The organism is Pseudomonas sp. PDM18, assembly GCF_014852585.1.
In the GTDB taxonomy this organism is placed as follows: Bacteria; Pseudomonadota; Gammaproteobacteria; order Pseudomonadales; family Pseudomonadaceae; genus Pseudomonas.
On the sequence record NZ_JACVBX010000001.1, the window covers coordinates 630,787 to 645,661 of the forward strand.

Below are 14,875 nucleotides of genomic sequence, written 5' to 3' on the forward strand. Positions count from 1 at the left end.
GACGCCTCTGGCCACGAGCCGTGCATCACTCACACCCAAGCTCAGGGTAACGACTCCCCTTCGTACATCGACAATGGGTTGAGCCGAACTGCGTCCTGTAGGTACTCCGGCGACAAATGAGCGTATCGCATCGTCATGTTCAGCGACGTATGCCCAAGAATTTCCTTCAGAGCCAGGATGTTTCCGCCATTCATCATGAAGTGCGACGCAAAGGTATGGCGTAGGACGTGGGTGCACTGGCCACGCGGCAGCACGATGTTGCAGCGCTTCACCATTCGAGCGAATGCCTCCCGACAGAACGGGAAACGGTTTTTCTTGGCGAAATAGGCTTCAAGCCGATCCTGCAATTCCTGGGAGATCGGGACCGTCCGCACTCGCTTCGACTTGGTATTAGCGAACACCACACAGCCCGCACGAACCATCGGCCAGGTCAGACGCTGGGCCTCGGACCATCGCGCACCCGTAGCCAAGCAGATCTCTGATATCAGCGCCAAGTGTGGGAACGTCGAGTAGTCCCGCAGTGCAGACACCAGGGTCGCGACCTGAGCTTTCGACAGGAACGAAACCACCTCCTGCTGAGGCTTCAGCGGCTTCAACGTGTCCAGGGGATTAGCATAGTCGATGTCACCGAGTCGGCGCAGCTCGGTATAGATGGACTTGAGGTACGAGTACCTCACGTTGATCGAGCGCGGGAGCGCCCCCTCCTCCAACTCCACCTTACGCAATGCCACCAAGGCAGAGACGGTGAACGTCTGAGCGATGGGATTCCCCAGCTTCGCAGCAATGAACAACAGCATGTTCCTGCGACGTCTCCCGCTGGTGATTGCATGCCCGTGCAGCTCGTACCAGCGCTCTATGAGCTGAGACAGGCGACGCGTGTCCTTCGGCCTGGGATTCCACTCCGGCGTGACCGCCAGCTTTGCGCGCACTGAAGCTTCAAAGCGCTGAGCCTCCCCCTTGGTCTTGAACCGCTTGCGGAAGCGCTTCCCCTTGATGGGTTCGACGTCAACGAACCAACGACCATCCTCCAGCTTGGTGATCGCCATCAGATCGCGTACCCGCGCTTCAAGTACCGATCATTTATGAGTCCAATGATGTGTCTTTCGAGGTCGCGAGTGCTGTAGCCCTTGGCGGTATAGTGATCCTCGATCACGTGCCAAAAGGGCAAAGTACGCCCGACCTCTAAGGCTTTTTTTGGTGGTACGCGCTCCCTTGCAATGAGGCTAGCGAACTGGCCCAGGAACATCTCGCAGTTCTTGCCGGAGAAGCCCTGAGCCGTCTTGTAGTAGCGGCGGTATTCGGTGCGATCAATGAGCGGATCAGCCTCTACCTGCACCTGGGTATCCAGGGTGATGAGCGACCAGAAGGGATTGAACTCCTTCGGGCTGTCCAACAGCCGGAAGCTCTCACAGGCGTATCCCCACAGGCCTTGCAGATGCGGGCACAGGCCCGCGTAGGTACGGCAGCCGATCACCTCACCAGAAGTCATGGTGGAGCCTTCGGAGAACTGCTGTACCACCGAATGGTGGAAGCGAAACTCGATACGCCAGACCGTTTCCAGAGGGTTGTAAGCAGGGTCACCATCACCGAAGGGATCGCCATTCAGGTTGGCCCAAACACATTCCCAATAGTCGAGCTTGTCGGTTGTCCGGGCTTGGAGCGTTTTGTTGTAGATGCACAGTTGCAGCCCGCTGGCCGAGCCGAACATGTACGTTTCACCACGGCCGTATACCGAGGCGTTGCCATCGAACTCGATACGCTCGATGCCGCTGATTTGGCGAACACGCCGGGACCGACAATGCATGCGATCCACCAAGTCAGACGGGGGCGTCCAACCCTGCACGTCGAGGGCGAGATGCACTGCGCATTGATTGGTTTCGCAGGCCGAAAGCACGCCAGCGGCCAAGTCATCGAGCATGCCTTGTAGGATCGACGGATCGGCGCCATCCAGAGCGTGTGGGGACACCTCAATCTTGAGGTGTGGCCCGATGTTTTCGAGCTTCACGTTGTGGTTCTTGATCAGCAGGATCAGGCCCATATCGGCGTTCTGTAGCCGGTACTGGTAGCCGGAGTCGCGACCAATACGACCCTTGGCCCACTGGTAGCCGGCGAACTCCACGATGTCTTCCGGCTCATCGAAGATCGCCATGACCTCGGGTCGAATCAGGCCGTTGTACAACTGCCGGACCGTATCTACGCCGCAGCGCAACAGACGCACACCGGAAAGGTCGGTGAACTCCCCTGCCCTACTGCTGAAAAAGATGCGCCCTTTGGGCGACTCGAAGAACTGCCCATCTTCCTGAAGTGTCGCGCGAATCTGGTGTTCTGCTGCCTTAGTCATGATTCAAACCTATCCAATGCTATCCAATGAGTAACTGGGTTATCCGACGTGTTACAGGGTCGTCGGCCGCGCCTTCGGCCTACCGCTCGTGCCTGGCGCTCCCGGCCGGCGGCGCGTCTCGCCGACTCAAAACGGAAACGCCGCCACCGGCTGCATCACCTGCAGTGCGGTGAGAAATCCGAGCGCATACGCGAACGCGAGCAGCCCAAGGGCGTTGATCAGGCCGTGCAGAGTCATTGGGTCCTCCAGGGGCGTGCGGGGTATTCGGAGTCGGGGACGATAGTGAGCGTCGTCTGAGCGGGCGCTGTGGGCTCTGCTGGGGCGGCGGCGATGGTGGGCGGTGCAGCGGCTGCCGGCTTGGGGAAGGCTCCGGCGCAGACGATGGTTTCGTGGTACTCGCCGTAGGTGAGTTCGGCGACGCATTCCGAACGGGCCTTCACGCCGTAGCCGGACTCGCCCATCTGCCACGAATTGAGCATCAGCCGGCGTCCTTCGGCATCGGTGATGACGAACATGTACATCTCGCGCTGCATGCCCTTCACCAGCCCTTTGACGCGGGCCGCCACGGCGATCTGCCGGCCCGCAAAGGGATGCTCAGCTAGTGGAAGAGCCGAAACACCTGATTGGCCAAAAACAGCACCAGCAGGAAGAGCGCGATTCGCAGCAGCAGGCGCTTGAGCAGGTACAGCAGGCCCTTGAGGATGAGGCGGAGTGCCTTGCTCAGGATGGGCAGGATCAGGTTTTTGCTGAGCGCCGCCACCGACGACCTTGAGAGGTCCCATATAGCTGACAAAGCCAATAGTGCCGGCCAGCAGTGCCAGTAAAAGAACCAACTTAGGCGACCGGAAGAGACTCTTGCCGGCTTTGGTGTCCTGGGTTTTGCCAGTGGCGGTGGATTGGTAGAGGCGGAAGGTCTGCTTTTTGATTCGCTTGTATTCGACGATGGTGCCGTCAGCGGGTGGTCGGTTGAGCTGGGCGTCATGCTGGGCCTCCTTGTAGCGACCAGGGATGCCGATGACCGCGAGGTTGGAATGCTTGTAGGCCATCTCGCAGGTCATGCGGATGTCGTCGCGGATGTAGCTGATGTTCGGCGTGGTCAGGACGATGTCCCAGTTGAAGTGACGGTGCCGGGTCCAGGCATCGAGCCAGCCCATGGGCCGATCCGCTTCGTGCGCCGCCTCGGGTCCGCCTGGGTAGTCAAACTTCTCGAGGTCTTTCTCGCGCCAGGACTTGGGGAACAGCAACTGGGTTTCATCGAAGATCAGGAACGCGCCCCGCGGTGCCCACTGAAACCACGTGCGCATCTTTTCGAGATCGGCCAGCGACTCCAGATCGAGGTTGATGATCTGCGCGGTGTTCGGCAGGTCGGGAAACACGGTGTAGGCCCGCTCCAGGGTGAAGCCCCGGACGTTGGTGATGATGACGCGGCCGTCCTTGAGCGCGGGAACGGCATCGTCTTGGATTGCGCCGGAGGTTTTGTACGAGCCATTCGGACCGTGGTGAATCTTGATCGACATGACTCACTCACCTCCCAATGAACGGCACGAAGCGCATGCAGAAGCGCGTGGCCAGGGCGGAGAACATGATGTTCAGGGCCTGCGGTACGCCGAGGAATTGCAGCGCAGCCGCGAGCGGACCAGGGAGCGTGGCGTACATGGAGCGGACCATGTTGGAGACGCCGAGGCTGTCGATTAGCTCGCGGGCGACGGTGTAGCTGACGTCGAGCAGGAAGAGAAAACCTTGGAGCGCGCTGTACATGGCCCACTGAGTGGCGACCACGAAGCCATCCTTGATGAAGTCGTAGATCCCCTGGGTGAGGAAGTTCCAGATCCATTGCAGGAACAGGACGATCTGGTCAAAGAAGCTGGATAGCCATTCCATGTGATCACTCCTTCAGAATGACGAAGGCGGCCAACACCGATGCCATGAACATCAGCGCGTAGCGCAGGTAGGAGAGTTTTTCTTCGTACTCGGTGAAGCAGAGGCTGACGGACTTTTTCCAGACCACGAAGGTGTCGCAGGGGAGCTTGCCGCCGCCCTCGCCGAGGTTCAGATCGAACACGCCCTTGAGCTGGTCGGCGTTCTCTTTGATCTTCTCGGAGAACTCCTTTTTCGCTTCGGCGACCTTCGCTTCCCAGGTGGTGAGCGCTTCATCCCAGCTGCCTTGCTTGGGTTGCTCCAGGGACTCTTTCGGGCCTTTGCCGCCGTTGGTGCCGTCATTGCCGCCGCCACCGCCTGAGTTGCTGCCATCGCCGTCACCGTCCCCGCCGCCCGTGCCGGGATTAGTGCCGCCATCGCCGCCACCAGAGTTACCGCCGCCGGTATTGCCGCCGGGGTTGTCCGGGTTTTCGTTGCCGCCACCGGTAGTGGGGAAGCACGCCGAGCCCGACCACGAAAAGCCGTCCGGGCATTTGTCGTCGGGGTCGATATCGGGAGGTGTGGTTTGCGCGCCCGTGCAGCCGACCGTGCCGTTCGCGGTCTTCTTGCACTCGAACTCTTTGGCCAGCTGATCGAGGTAGTCCTGCAACTGCTGGTCAGGGTTGTCCGGGTTATCGGACATGTCGTCGTTGCCGACCGGTATCATGTCCACCGTGCAGGCGTTCTCATCGCAGCTATCGGGCATGCCCGGCTCGTAGATGCAGCCGTCTTTGATTTCGGGGTCTACCTCAAAGACAGCGCCACCCTCGTTGTATGAGAACTGGATGGTCTTGGTGTAGTTACCGCGAGTTATGCACTCGGCGTCAGTGGGTTTTTCGCCAACACATTTATCGACGCCTTCAGTGTCGTCGTAGACCTGGCCTGTCGGGCAGCTGTCCCCGATCCGATCAATCAGCCACGAACTGATGTTTACCTTGCCGCTGCTGTTCCAGTAGGAGCAGTAGTACTGCGTGGGTGAGCGTCGGTCGAAGCCGCTGCGCTCCCCGGTGTAGTTGCCCGTTGCCTGCATGACGCCCAAGCGGGAATCGCAGGCCTCCAGCGGGCTGTTGTAAATGCTGCCAGTGCTGGTGATCTTCCATTGGTAGGTGGCTGCAAACGCCATGGGGGACAAGCCGCCCAGGAGCAGCGTGAGTACGGAGAGGATCAGCCGAAAATTCATGGCGGGCTTTCCAAAAAAGAACCCCGCCGAAGCGGGGTCCAGGTTCGGCACATCAGTGCAGTCAAAAGAATTCGCCGCAGCGGTACCCGGTGATGAAGGCGCCGGCGAAGAACGCCCCCAACCACACCGACCAGAGCACTTACGCCTTGCGCAACATGCTGTAGATCAGGCCGGCAACGGCCAGGATGACCAGGGCACCGACGATGTAGCCGCCGATGTTAGACATGTCGCCCTTGCCGTCGGTGATGGCCTGCTCGACCGCGCTGGTGTCGATGACGCTGGCGGCGAAGGCCGGAACCGAAGTCACGGCGGTGACGGTGCCGGCGATGCAGACGTTGCGGAACGAGCGGATCGGGTTGAACTTGGCGATCTGTTGTTTCATGCCTTTCATGGGTATTTCCTCTCTACTTGGCTTTACGAAGAAGTGACGCGACCCAGCCAGTTAAAAGCCCCGTCACGAATGCCCCGAGAACGCCCGCAGCACCGATGCTGAAGGCCTCCAGGGAGAACCCGCCGTTGACCAGAATTTCAATTGCTCCAGCGGCCTCGGGCGGAATCAGATAGGCCTGTTGCCACTCGATCTGCTGGCAGCGCATCAGGCCGTCCGTCGTGGACGCCCAACTGGTGCAGACCTGAATGGCAACCACGCCTGACATGTCAGCGGGCCTCCTTGCGCGGGCGGTCGCACCAGCACCAGAACGAGCGCAGGACGAACCACCACAGGGCGAAGAAGGCGAACGCAGCCGCAATCACAGCGATCACGGAATCCAGCGGGTAGGGTTCGAGGAACTCGCGCACCGCACGCACGGCAGGCGATACGGCGCAGAGAATTGCCACGTACAGCACCCAGCCGAAGGCGAAACGGAGCGGCGCTTTCATCTACCTACCCTCCCGTCAGGACTTGCTGCTGTCGGAGGGTTTGTCAGCGGCGGGCTTGTCGCTGGCCGGCTGCTGGGTTGGGCGCTGGACTTGTGCTTGGGGCTGACGGCTCGGTGCAGGGGAATGCACGTCCTTGCCGGTGGCGAGCAGTTCGGTGAGCACCTGGGTGTTCTTGGTGTTGCCGAAGCGGTCCTTGGTCGGGCGGACAACGGTGGCGAACTTGCACAGCACCGGAGAGCCCTCGAAGACGATGCCGTCGAGCAGAGTCGGCTCGATGTCGTACTGGGTGATTTCGAAGCCACGGGCATTGCCGCGAGCGCCATCCGGGATCGGCGAAATGGCCTGAACGCTGGCGTAGATTTCGCCGGAGGTTTTCGAGGTGAAGGTGTCGGTCTGAGTGACCCACAGTTCAACGACTCCGCCAGTGGTCGCAAACATGTTCATTGGTAGTTCTCCTTTTGCCTTTTTCGGGCATGAGTTGGCCCGCTACTGCAAATAAGGCGCGTTGGTGGCCGTCTTTCAGCGGGTGTGGTGGTGCCTGGGTTTTGCGGTGGTGCTTGCGGTGAGTGGGGTCAACACAAAGGGCTCTGCCCTTGTCATCCCGCTCTCGCCGCCGAGGGCTCAGGAGCGCGGGGCGGTGGTGCTGCCCCTCACTCCCGAGCGGAGGCTATTCAGGGTGGGGGACGGTCAAGGGTGCGCTTCGCCCGGCGCTCCGTTTGTCCGAACGGGAAAGCGCGTTCGGACAAGCCGGTGCGGCGGCCCTGGACCGGTTTGGCCTGGGTGCACTTGTTGCGGTCGGCCCACTTCGAAATTTCGTGGGCCACGCACATCAGGGGAAAGCCAACACAGGTCAGGAGGGCAAACAGCAAACTTACGCAGAAGGTGGCGTCAGCATGCATGACTCAGGCCTCCAGCTCGAATGGCTCGCGGATCGGCACGAAGGGTGTCGGCTCGCCGCTGTCGTACACAACGTGCCAGTACTTCGGTGGACGGAGCGCGGGCATGTGTTTCGCGCAGGTAAAACCCGGTTCCACCCGGTACGTCGAGTGGATCGAGCGCCACACTCCAGCGACCTTGGCCATCGTGGTAACGACCGTGAAGACTCGCGTAGGGCGGCACTCGGTGCATCGTGTGGACTGGCAGCGATCGGGCTTCGCCAGTTCGCGACGGGACCAGCAGACAGAGCAGTCGCAGTCCGGGGCGTGAGGTTGACGAACGTACTTCGACAGCATCGGAAGTCACCTCGCGATCAGTCGGCAGACGCGGATGAATCACGGCGCGGGAGAACAGGCACCGCATAGAAGGAAGAATGTCGTCATCGCGGTTGGCTTCGACGGTCAAACGTGCGGAGGCAAGCTCCATTCGCCCTTCTTCATGGAATCGGCGCGCTGCATCTACAAAGCCATCAGCCAGAGCATTGCGCATCAGGCGGAAAAACAGGCGTGCAGCGGCGAGCTTTTCCCGAACACGCTGAGCACTGAGCGGAGAAAGAAGGCTCATTAGAGGCCCTCCTGTTCCAGCAGGCGGCGACTCAACAGCGCCACATTCACCATGACGCGGTTGCCGATCTTGATTCGCGGGATGTAGCCCACACGGATCCAGCCCTCCACCACGCCTTCATCCATACCAATCCAAGAGGCGAATTTTCGCCACGGCATTAGCACGGGAGCGCTTTTGAGTGCCTCGATAGAAACCTTGCCTCCGTTCTGTTCCATAACCTCCCCCTACGCTACGATCACTCAATTTATGGGAAATTGCGGATGGCTCCGTATAAGCCATTTGTAATCTACAAACGAAATATACGCTAAGCCTGTGCGGAAGGCGAGCTATACATGTGTAATGTACAATACCATTATGGAATCAATAGATAGCCGTATTAGAACAATTATCGATAAGGCCACCATCGATGATCTGGTCCGAAAAACGACGATCAGCGGAACCCGGTGGCGTACCGTCAGATACGACAAGCGCACGCGCGTCAGCACCCAGGAGCTAGAGGCCTTGGTTACGATCTATCCTCAATACGCGCTGTGGTTAAATACGGGAAAGATCATTCCCGAGTCCGGGCAAACAAGTCCGGAGTACGACGAGGCGCAGGCGCATTTAAACGGAGCCCACGGGGGATAGAGCTGACAAGGAGAGCGGCCCTCACGTGGTTCAAAGGAAAAAAAGGGTAGGCCTTGTAGGCAATTAGTCTTCGCACTAATTGAAATTCTCACCCAAGGACAACAAATGAAACGTCTCGAAACTTTGCGCCCCTCCGTTGAGCACATCTATTTACACAATCAAGAAAGACCACTCCCATCGACATGATCGTCAGCATAGCTGAACTAGAACACCACTAAAGAGAAAAAACAATGGAACCAATTTTTCTAGAAGACACACGAGTAAAATGTATTTCTGGACTTGGAAGACTCGACGTCCATGAATATCTAAATTTAGTGGCTGACGTATACAAAGATAACGGCGGAATTTCAGGGCAACGTGCACCGCTTAAGACCAAAACTGGAATAAATATTCGAAAGAGAATGATCGACGATATCCAAAAAGGCGCAATCCTTCCGCCTATTGTTATCGGAGCGGTCGTCCCAAAGTCAATTTTCAGACAAGCCATGAGCTGCTCTTCAAATGACGAGTTCACAGAGCTTGTACGAAGCATTGATAGACAAAGTCTTTCAATAATAGATGGAATGCAAAGAACAACAGCACTCGACTCTGCCTTAAAGGACGCCCCCTCCGGCGGTCATTGCAATTCTATTCGAATTGATCTTTGGCTAGCCGAAAGCATTGACAGTCTCGTGTATCGAATGCTGGTTTTAAACACCGGACAGGTGCCTTGGGATATAAAACGACAATTAGAAACCATTTATAAACAGGTTCTGATTGAAATAGAGAAACACGTGCCCAGCATTGATGTTTTCAACATTGATGAAAAGGAGCGTAGAAGTGCAGCCGGACAATACAGATCTACTCGGGTAGTGGAATTATTTCTTGCATTCACCTCAAGAAAGCCACACATCGAGATAAAAGAAAAGGTTGCCGAAGACTTTGCCCGAATGGAGGCTACAGAAGCTACAGCAAACGAAAACGTCCTTCCGGCGTTTATTGAGACAATGAAATTGCTTGCTGAGCTAGATCACGCGTTCTCGAAAACTGCAACGCTATCTGAATATATCGACTCGAATACACGATTCAAAGAAGGTCGCGACATCTTCACAAGTGCTCCCGCAAGTATCGGATTCTCGGCTGCCGCAGCCCAACATTTACTAGGGAAACCCGGATATCCCTTCGAATTCGCGAACCTGGACAAAAAGCTAGAGACCCTAAAGGAAAATATTAAGCACATAGTGAGAAAGATAGATTCCGCAACTCAAAAAGACGAGTTCATCGACTATCTAACACTAAACCAGAAGATATCTGCTAGATCAGGTCGTATAGGTGAGTACGAGCGAGAGCTATTCTTCAGAGCATTTGAGCATATGTTTTCGAACGCAGAAGGCCTTGAGTCTCTAACTCCCTGCTGGTTTGCGTATAAATGACAAAAAGCTTGATTGAACTCTCACAAGATTTGCTCTCCAAATTTTTAGACCCTAATGGAAATCCAGTATCAGGGAGAATTAGTAAACCCGAAAACTTTTCAGAAGAAGCCGAGGCTCTCAGAGAGATAGTAGCTGGCGACAGCTGGCAATCCCATAGCGGTGCAAAAGCCTTTGATTTCTTACATGAAAATTCTTATTGCATCGCTCTAAATTTCTCACTCTCCGAAGAAGAAATAGAACACCTGGAAGATCAAAGTGAAAAAACCATTAAAGTTATCGATGTTCCCGGCAGTATATTTCTTTTCCTCGCAAACCGCCTAGGGGTCTCACCCAAGAATATAGAACCTCTCTGGATCGAGGAATATATTGCCGGACCTGCAGCTTCGAAAGAGGGTGTTGCGCTTGATGTACTCAAGGAGAACATAGAAGGGATATCAGTATTCAAGCTTAACGACGCATCCATATTTCATAGCTCCACTTCTGGTAAGTATGTTGCGAACTATCTCTGCACCTTTGACCCTACCTTAAATAATAAAACCCAACTATCTCAACGTTCACTAGAGCTAATTAGGGAGATATTTCTACAAGAAAAAGAGAACCTTATCGAATATAACTTATTCGAGTCAATGTCCACTCCACTACTTCGGCACGCATTCCTCGAAATTTATCGAACACTTGAATTTGTATATGTTTTACCGCGAGCAAAGTCACTTCTTCAACAACTGCGCCAAGCAGGTGGAACTTTAGATATAAAAGTCTTGGATTTTGCAAGACACTGTCATAAAGAGCTTGGATGGAAGCGGGTCGAGCGCGACTCGGTTAGCAAGCTATTCCGAGAATACTCAACGTCAAATTATGGCTCCTTCATAGAATTATTTAGTCACTGCAAACCTTTTTCAACAGAACTAGCCCCATCGATTGAAGATGATGAGAACATGCGCCTTACTTATGTCAGCAAGGCCGCAGAAAAATATTACGCCCTTCGCAATCAAGTTGCTCATCAGTTCTGGCCAGATGAAATGCTACTTTGTGACAATGAGGACTGGCAGGCATTAATTGAATTCACCTTGGGCTGCATTACCTATATCTACAACCAGCACCTTACAAAACAAATATAGGAAAAAATGAGACCAGAATAAACTGGTCTCATACTCGCACTTTCCTTCGCTATGAGCACCTGTAGAAAATTGAAAAATTAATAATTGCTCACCACTTCACCAAGTGAAGCATATTCCGCATCTCACCCGCCCACTTTGGCTCAATATGCTGGGCGTATGCAATTTTCCCTAACAAGAAGTTGCGAAGCCCAAATCTACTGTCAAACCCTCTCTTCACCAAATGCTTCTCGACTCCAATATCTTCGCGAAGAAGAAAGTGAAGATGGGTTCTTACCTCTTGCTTGTACTCAGATGTAAGGCGAGGTTTTTTGCCGTCCACCAAAAGACCGAGAACAACTTTCCTTGCACCAGGCGATACAATTTTTGTCTTAACTCTATTCGGCCAAAGCCCATGTTTCCGAACAATATCATAAAGTTCGTGAACCATTACTAATACGGCTGATCTAGAAAACTTAGCCTCAGACGAAAAAACCATATCATCAGCATATCTGCTGTAGGTTAATTCATGCTCTATGGAGTATGAAGACAACTCTTTATCCAGCTCATAGACTGCCAAGTTAGATAGCAACGGACTAGTGGCTGCACCTTGGGGCAGGTGACCTATTTCTGCAACCATATAAGGCAAGCCCGGAAGGTTAGCATCCTGTTTATTCCTATAAACTGGATTACCATACGGCCGCACTCGAGTACACAACCTCGCAAGCTCTAGCGAGACTAACGGTTGATATCCAAGGCCTCGAAAAATCTTATATATTCGAGGTTCAAGAATAGACTCAAAAAAATTAGTTACATCGAGTTTAATCATCCATCTGCAGCCCGAATGGACCTCAGCGGCCTTTAAAACACCAGCCCCCTTTGTATATGCATAACTAGCTTCATGAGGCTGCAAACTTTCCAAAATCTCACGATTTATCCAACGCTGGACCTTCAGTAACTTTGGGTGCGGCGCACAAATATAACGATACCGACCCACCAAATTCGGGCTATTTTTCTTTAGTTTAAAAACCCGATAGGGATCACTGCTACGCGAAACAACTTCTCGAAGAAAGTTATACGGCACTCCTGTCAAATGAGCGATGTGCCGTAAAGTAAATACAGGAGGTAGATCAGGAGATATTAGTAGCTCTGCCGTTCTAGCAGCATCCCGCAGGATATCTCGAGGCACATCTTTTGATCTACCTTCTTTTATGTAGAGCTGAGAGCTCCAGCGAGTCATCTACCTTAGGTTCCGCCAAGGGCGGAAGTGCGCCTCGCGACCGCCAGACATCGCCTGCGTAGGCTCGAGGCACACATCCTCCCATGAAGCGTCAGTTCTTCCTTCGGACAGCATATCCTGCCTCCTACAGCCTCTATTTACTAGAGGATTCTAGATTCCGCTAAAACGGAGCTCTCAGCTGCCGAGGATAATAAAATGAAGGAGGCGAGTTTTCCACTAAAAAATTTGAGGAAAGGTCGTTCACCATGGCTCTACCTTTTCTCGAAACCCGTCCCGAAGGCCCTATCCATCCCTCTTTAACTGCGTACAAAAGAGCAAGATCAAAGCACCTAAAAGGAATCCCACTATATTGGATCTGCTCATTTATAGTGCTATAGCCTTTAGACGAAATAGCAGTTATCAAAACAGCATACCTCTCAACTTGCCCAAGACTCTTGTACTTCCAACTTAAAACTATGCCTTCCAATCCTAGAGCTTGAAAGGCTTCCATGACACACAGATCTATGTTGTCATGAATACCCCATAGAAACTCAGTAGATCGCTTGTAAAACAATGCATCCCAGTGATTTCGCTTTTGAGCACAGGACTTAACAAATATCGCCGGCAGGTTATTCGGCGCCGAGTGCTCAAATGCTATTAATGCAGCGGCATTCTTATAACCTAACGGCTCAGGAGAGAAGCCACCATAGCGGTTGCAGAGATCCAACATCTCAAAGGATCTTCCTCCATCGAAAGAATTATATATAGTCGGACATTCCATTCCCTTTACAACTACCGGCTTTGAAGAGTGTCTCTCCACCGCAGCTATGCCAACATCAGTACCACTTACACATACCACATATATCTTAATTAACCTTAAAGAAACCCAGCTCCTAACTGATCTTACACGCCACAGAGACGATAGCATTGACGCTACCCTATCACCGCTTCCAATAAAATCAGTTACAACAATTATCTTTCTAACTTTTCTAGCCCTTATTTCCTCTGCCGTAGGCTGAAACATGTAACTTTCAGGAAATTTCTCACACTGCTTTGTCAACACCTGCGCAAGTATCCCTTCACTACCAATTTCTTGCTGCTTGTATTTTAATGACTGAACAGCCTGAGCTGCGGCGCCCCTTGCCCTGAGCGAATACTTTTTCTTTCCTTTGACCTTTACTCTCTCCTCTTTGTACATTGCAGGAGGCAATAACGCCTTAGTTTTCTGAAGTTCCCTTTCAACATAAACAGCACAGGGAACACTTTTAAAACGGAGCTGATCCAACTTTAAATGCAAGTGGACCTTCAGATCCAAATGATCCACATAAATAATCTTATCGAAAAGCTCTTTTGCAAGCAGATAGTCATCAGGACGCTGATTGAATTGCTCTAACCAAAAGTCCACCTCAGGAAAAGCTCGCATCAGCACTCCCTAAAAACACAGCATCAATAAAAAAATATCTAATATCAACCCAAGCTTGCACTACCTAAAGCGAACGAATGACATAATCCACTAGCGAATTACAAAAAACAATATTCCTGCTATTGAATAAATGGTATGTAGTGGCAGTGCATCCCCCTTATCCTCAGCACTATAAACTCCGAAGACGAGATGCAATGGGTCAGCCCAGGCATAGGCTTTTCTCATGCAGCGATTTCACATTGCCACCCTCCGAAATTAAACATCAATCGGTGCCGCTGGTGTAGGCCTTGTCTCAGTTTTGTTGAAAATGGCCGAATTTCTACCATCCGAAAACCGAAAACCGAAAACCGAAAACCGGCCCTACCAAGGTGTCGAAAAAGTGTCGATATCGCAGTCCATCGCTATCCAAATCTGTCCAAGCATTCTAGGCACACCTCAACTTCAAGCCCCGAAATATCGAGTGCTATCCATTGCTGCCTGCCTAAAATTTGCAGCTAGCTTTTTTACGCGCAAAGCGACGCGTACCCCAGCCCCTCTATCGGCCTACTGCTAATCTGACAGCATGACGCCCGATCTCGAACCCTCCCTCGACCTGACGGACCAGCTCCTGCAGCTGCTGCAGGAAGCGGCTGAAGGAATCTCCGAATTCCAGCTGATCCAGCAATTGAAGGCACGGCATTCCACGCATGTGCCCAACCTGCCGCTGACCGACAAGCTGGTGCTGTTCCGCACCCACTTCCTGGTGTTCAACGCGCTGTATCGCCTGCGCGACCGGCTATGGGAAGAGAACGCCGCTCATCTGGAGATCGGCCCGTTGCAGATCCGTCTCTCTCCTTATGTAAGCGGCGCGCAGGCGCTCGGCGAACAGGATGCCCTGCGCGCCTATTACCTAAACGAGAAGCACCTGAAGGAAACCACCGAGCGCGACGTGGAGAAGCTGCTGAAAAGCTTCTGGACGCGCATGCAGGGCAACGAGGAAAAGGCTGCGGCGCTGGCCCTGTTCGAGCTGGAAGACGGCCCGGTGGACTACGCGCTGATCAAGCTGCGCTACCGCCAGTTGGTCAGCCAGCACCACCCCGATCGGGGCGGCAGCACCACTCGATTGCAGTCGATCAACAAGGCCATGGAAATTCTGGAGCGCTATTACAGCCGCCCCTGAAACTTCCATTTGCTCTAACCCCGCGGACGACGTGGCCTGCAGCCATTCCTATACTGCGACTTAAGGTCGCATAGGTCGGCCGGGCACCGGATGACGCTGGCTACGCGCATTCGGCGCCTCGCTG

The 14,875-nt window shown here is 53.8% G+C and carries 17 protein-coding genes; 3 read left to right on the top strand and 14 right to left on the bottom strand.

The features are described from left to right. Window positions 1-41: 41 nt before the first annotated feature. From IB274_RS03110 to IB274_RS03165, 12 genes are all read right to left on the bottom strand, one after another. Entirely contained in the window at window positions 42-1,046 is a 1,005-nt protein-coding gene (locus IB274_RS03110) for a tyrosine-type recombinase/integrase (RefSeq protein ID WP_192430611.1), read from the bottom strand. Further along, window positions 1,046-2,341, bottom strand: coding sequence for a hypothetical protein (locus IB274_RS03115; protein WP_192430612.1), 1,296 nt, complete (start codon window positions 2,339-2,341; stop codon window positions 1,046-1,048). The genes IB274_RS03110 and IB274_RS03115 overlap by 1 nt, the downstream gene beginning before the upstream one ends. Before the next feature lie 233 nt (window positions 2,342-2,574). Then, the gene (locus IB274_RS03120; RefSeq protein WP_192430613.1) at window positions 2,575-3,858 is read right to left on the bottom strand and encodes a zonular occludens toxin domain-containing protein; all 1,284 of its coding nucleotides are present in this window, start codon (window positions 3,856-3,858) and stop codon (window positions 2,575-2,577) included. Between the two features lie 7 nt (window positions 3,859-3,865). After that, complete coding sequence (locus tag IB274_RS03125) at window positions 3,866-4,222, bottom strand: DUF2523 family protein (protein WP_192430614.1); 357 nt, start codon at window positions 4,220-4,222, stop codon at window positions 3,866-3,868. Between the two features lie 4 nt (window positions 4,223-4,226). Then, complete coding sequence (locus IB274_RS03130) at window positions 4,227-5,438, bottom strand: hypothetical protein (protein ID WP_192430615.1); 1,212 nt, start codon at window positions 5,436-5,438, stop codon at window positions 4,227-4,229. A gap of 139 nt (window positions 5,439-5,577) precedes the next feature. Further along, a complete protein-coding gene (locus IB274_RS03135; protein WP_192430616.1) occupies window positions 5,578-5,829 on the bottom strand; it encodes a major capsid protein in 252 nt (83 codons plus the stop codon). A gap of 13 nt (window positions 5,830-5,842) precedes the next feature. After that, entirely contained in the window at window positions 5,843-6,094 is a 252-nt protein-coding gene (locus IB274_RS03140; protein ID WP_192430617.1) for a hypothetical protein, read from the bottom strand. 1 nt (window position 6,095) lies between these two features. Beyond that, window positions 6,096-6,317, bottom strand: a complete 222-nt coding sequence (locus IB274_RS03145; protein ID WP_192430618.1) for a hypothetical protein — start codon at window positions 6,315-6,317, stop codon at window positions 6,096-6,098. A 15-nt stretch (window positions 6,318-6,332) separates the two neighbouring features. After that, window positions 6,333-6,761: a DNA-binding protein gene (locus IB274_RS03150; RefSeq protein ID WP_192430619.1), complete on the bottom strand. Its 429-nt coding sequence runs from the start codon at window positions 6,759-6,761 to the stop codon at window positions 6,333-6,335. Window positions 6,762-6,988: 227 nt separating this feature from the next. Then, window positions 6,989-7,216: a hypothetical protein gene (locus IB274_RS03155; protein WP_192430620.1), complete on the bottom strand. Its 228-nt coding sequence runs from the start codon at window positions 7,214-7,216 to the stop codon at window positions 6,989-6,991. Between the two features lie 3 nt (window positions 7,217-7,219). Then, on the bottom strand, window positions 7,220-7,549 hold the full coding sequence (gene pflM / locus IB274_RS03160; RefSeq protein WP_192430621.1) for a lysogeny maintenance protein PflM: 330 nt from the start codon (window positions 7,547-7,549) through the stop codon (window positions 7,220-7,222). 267 nt (window positions 7,550-7,816) lie between these two features. Next, window positions 7,817-8,032 carry a DNA-binding protein gene (locus IB274_RS03165; protein WP_192430622.1) on the bottom strand — a complete coding sequence of 72 codons (216 nt, stop codon included), beginning with the start codon at window positions 8,030-8,032 and terminating at the stop codon, window positions 7,817-7,819. A 642-nt stretch (window positions 8,033-8,674) separates the two neighbouring features. Between IB274_RS03165 and IB274_RS03170 the strand changes: the two genes are divergently transcribed. Both IB274_RS03170 and IB274_RS03175 read left to right on the top strand, forming a co-directional pair. After that, entirely contained in the window at window positions 8,675-9,856 is a 1,182-nt protein-coding gene (locus IB274_RS03170; RefSeq protein WP_225614625.1) for a hypothetical protein, read from the top strand. Further along, a complete protein-coding gene (locus IB274_RS03175) occupies window positions 9,853-10,974 on the top strand; it encodes a hypothetical protein (RefSeq protein ID WP_192430623.1) in 1,122 nt (373 codons plus the stop codon). The genes IB274_RS03170 and IB274_RS03175 overlap by 4 nt, the downstream gene beginning before the upstream one ends. An 88-nt stretch (window positions 10,975-11,062) precedes the next feature. Here the strand turns inward: IB274_RS03175 and IB274_RS03180 are convergent, their stop codons facing one another. Both IB274_RS03180 and IB274_RS03185 read right to left on the bottom strand, forming a co-directional pair. Continuing rightward, window positions 11,063-12,190, bottom strand: a complete 1,128-nt coding sequence (locus tag IB274_RS03180) for a reverse transcriptase family protein (protein ID WP_192430624.1) — start codon at window positions 12,188-12,190, stop codon at window positions 11,063-11,065. A 160-nt stretch (window positions 12,191-12,350) separates the two neighbouring features. After that, on the bottom strand, window positions 12,351-13,592 hold the full coding sequence (locus tag IB274_RS03185; protein WP_192430625.1) for a hypothetical protein: 1,242 nt from the start codon (window positions 13,590-13,592) through the stop codon (window positions 12,351-12,353). Window positions 13,593-14,154: 562 nt separating this feature from the next. Here IB274_RS03185 and IB274_RS03190 point away from each other — a divergent pair. Beyond that, window positions 14,155-14,751 carry a DNA-J related domain-containing protein gene (locus tag IB274_RS03190; protein ID WP_192430626.1) on the top strand — a complete coding sequence of 199 codons (597 nt, stop codon included), beginning with the start codon at window positions 14,155-14,157 and terminating at the stop codon, window positions 14,749-14,751. The last annotated feature ends 124 nt before the right edge of the window (window positions 14,752-14,875 follow it).

What these genes read in the sequence shown, in the direction of transcription:
- IB274_RS03110 (WP_192430611.1), bottom strand. Translation starts at nt 1,046, where the DNA reads ATGGCGATCACCAAGCTGGAGGATGGTCGTTGGTTCGTTGACGTCGAA.
- IB274_RS03115 (WP_192430612.1), bottom strand. Translation starts at nt 2,341, where the DNA reads ATGACTAAGGCAGCAGAACACCAGATTCGCGCGACACTTCAGGAAGAT.
- IB274_RS03120 (WP_192430613.1), bottom strand. Translation starts at nt 3,858, where the DNA reads ATGTCGATCAAGATTCACCACGGTCCGAATGGCTCGTACAAAACCTCC.
- IB274_RS03125 (WP_192430614.1), bottom strand. Translation starts at nt 4,222, where the DNA reads ATGGAATGGCTATCCAGCTTCTTTGACCAGATCGTCCTGTTCCTGCAA.
- IB274_RS03130 (WP_192430615.1), bottom strand. Translation starts at nt 5,438, where the DNA reads ATGAATTTTCGGCTGATCCTCTCCGTACTCACGCTGCTCCTGGGCGGC.
- IB274_RS03135 (WP_192430616.1), bottom strand. Translation starts at nt 5,829, where the DNA reads ATGAAAGGCATGAAACAACAGATCGCCAAGTTCAACCCGATCCGCTCG.
- IB274_RS03140 (WP_192430617.1), bottom strand. Translation starts at nt 6,094, where the DNA reads ATGTCAGGCGTGGTTGCCATTCAGGTCTGCACCAGTTGGGCGTCCACG.
- IB274_RS03145 (WP_192430618.1), bottom strand. Translation starts at nt 6,317, where the DNA reads ATGAAAGCGCCGCTCCGTTTCGCCTTCGGCTGGGTGCTGTACGTGGCA.
- IB274_RS03150 (WP_192430619.1), bottom strand. Translation starts at nt 6,761, where the DNA reads ATGAACATGTTTGCGACCACTGGCGGAGTCGTTGAACTGTGGGTCACT.
- IB274_RS03155 (WP_192430620.1), bottom strand. Translation starts at nt 7,216, where the DNA reads ATGCATGCTGACGCCACCTTCTGCGTAAGTTTGCTGTTTGCCCTCCTG.
- pflM (WP_192430621.1), bottom strand. Translation starts at nt 7,549, where the DNA reads ATGCTGTCGAAGTACGTTCGTCAACCTCACGCCCCGGACTGCGACTGC.
- IB274_RS03165 (WP_192430622.1), bottom strand. Translation starts at nt 8,032, where the DNA reads ATGGAACAGAACGGAGGCAAGGTTTCTATCGAGGCACTCAAAAGCGCT.
- IB274_RS03170 (WP_225614625.1), top strand. Translation starts at nt 8,675, where the DNA reads ATGGAACCAATTTTTCTAGAAGACACACGAGTAAAATGTATTTCTGGA.
- IB274_RS03175 (WP_192430623.1), top strand. Translation starts at nt 9,853, where the DNA reads ATGACAAAAAGCTTGATTGAACTCTCACAAGATTTGCTCTCCAAATTT.
- IB274_RS03180 (WP_192430624.1), bottom strand. Translation starts at nt 12,190, where the DNA reads ATGACTCGCTGGAGCTCTCAGCTCTACATAAAAGAAGGTAGATCAAAA.
- IB274_RS03185 (WP_192430625.1), bottom strand. Translation starts at nt 13,592, where the DNA reads ATGCGAGCTTTTCCTGAGGTGGACTTTTGGTTAGAGCAATTCAATCAG.
- IB274_RS03190 (WP_192430626.1), top strand. Translation starts at nt 14,155, where the DNA reads ATGACGCCCGATCTCGAACCCTCCCTCGACCTGACGGACCAGCTCCTG.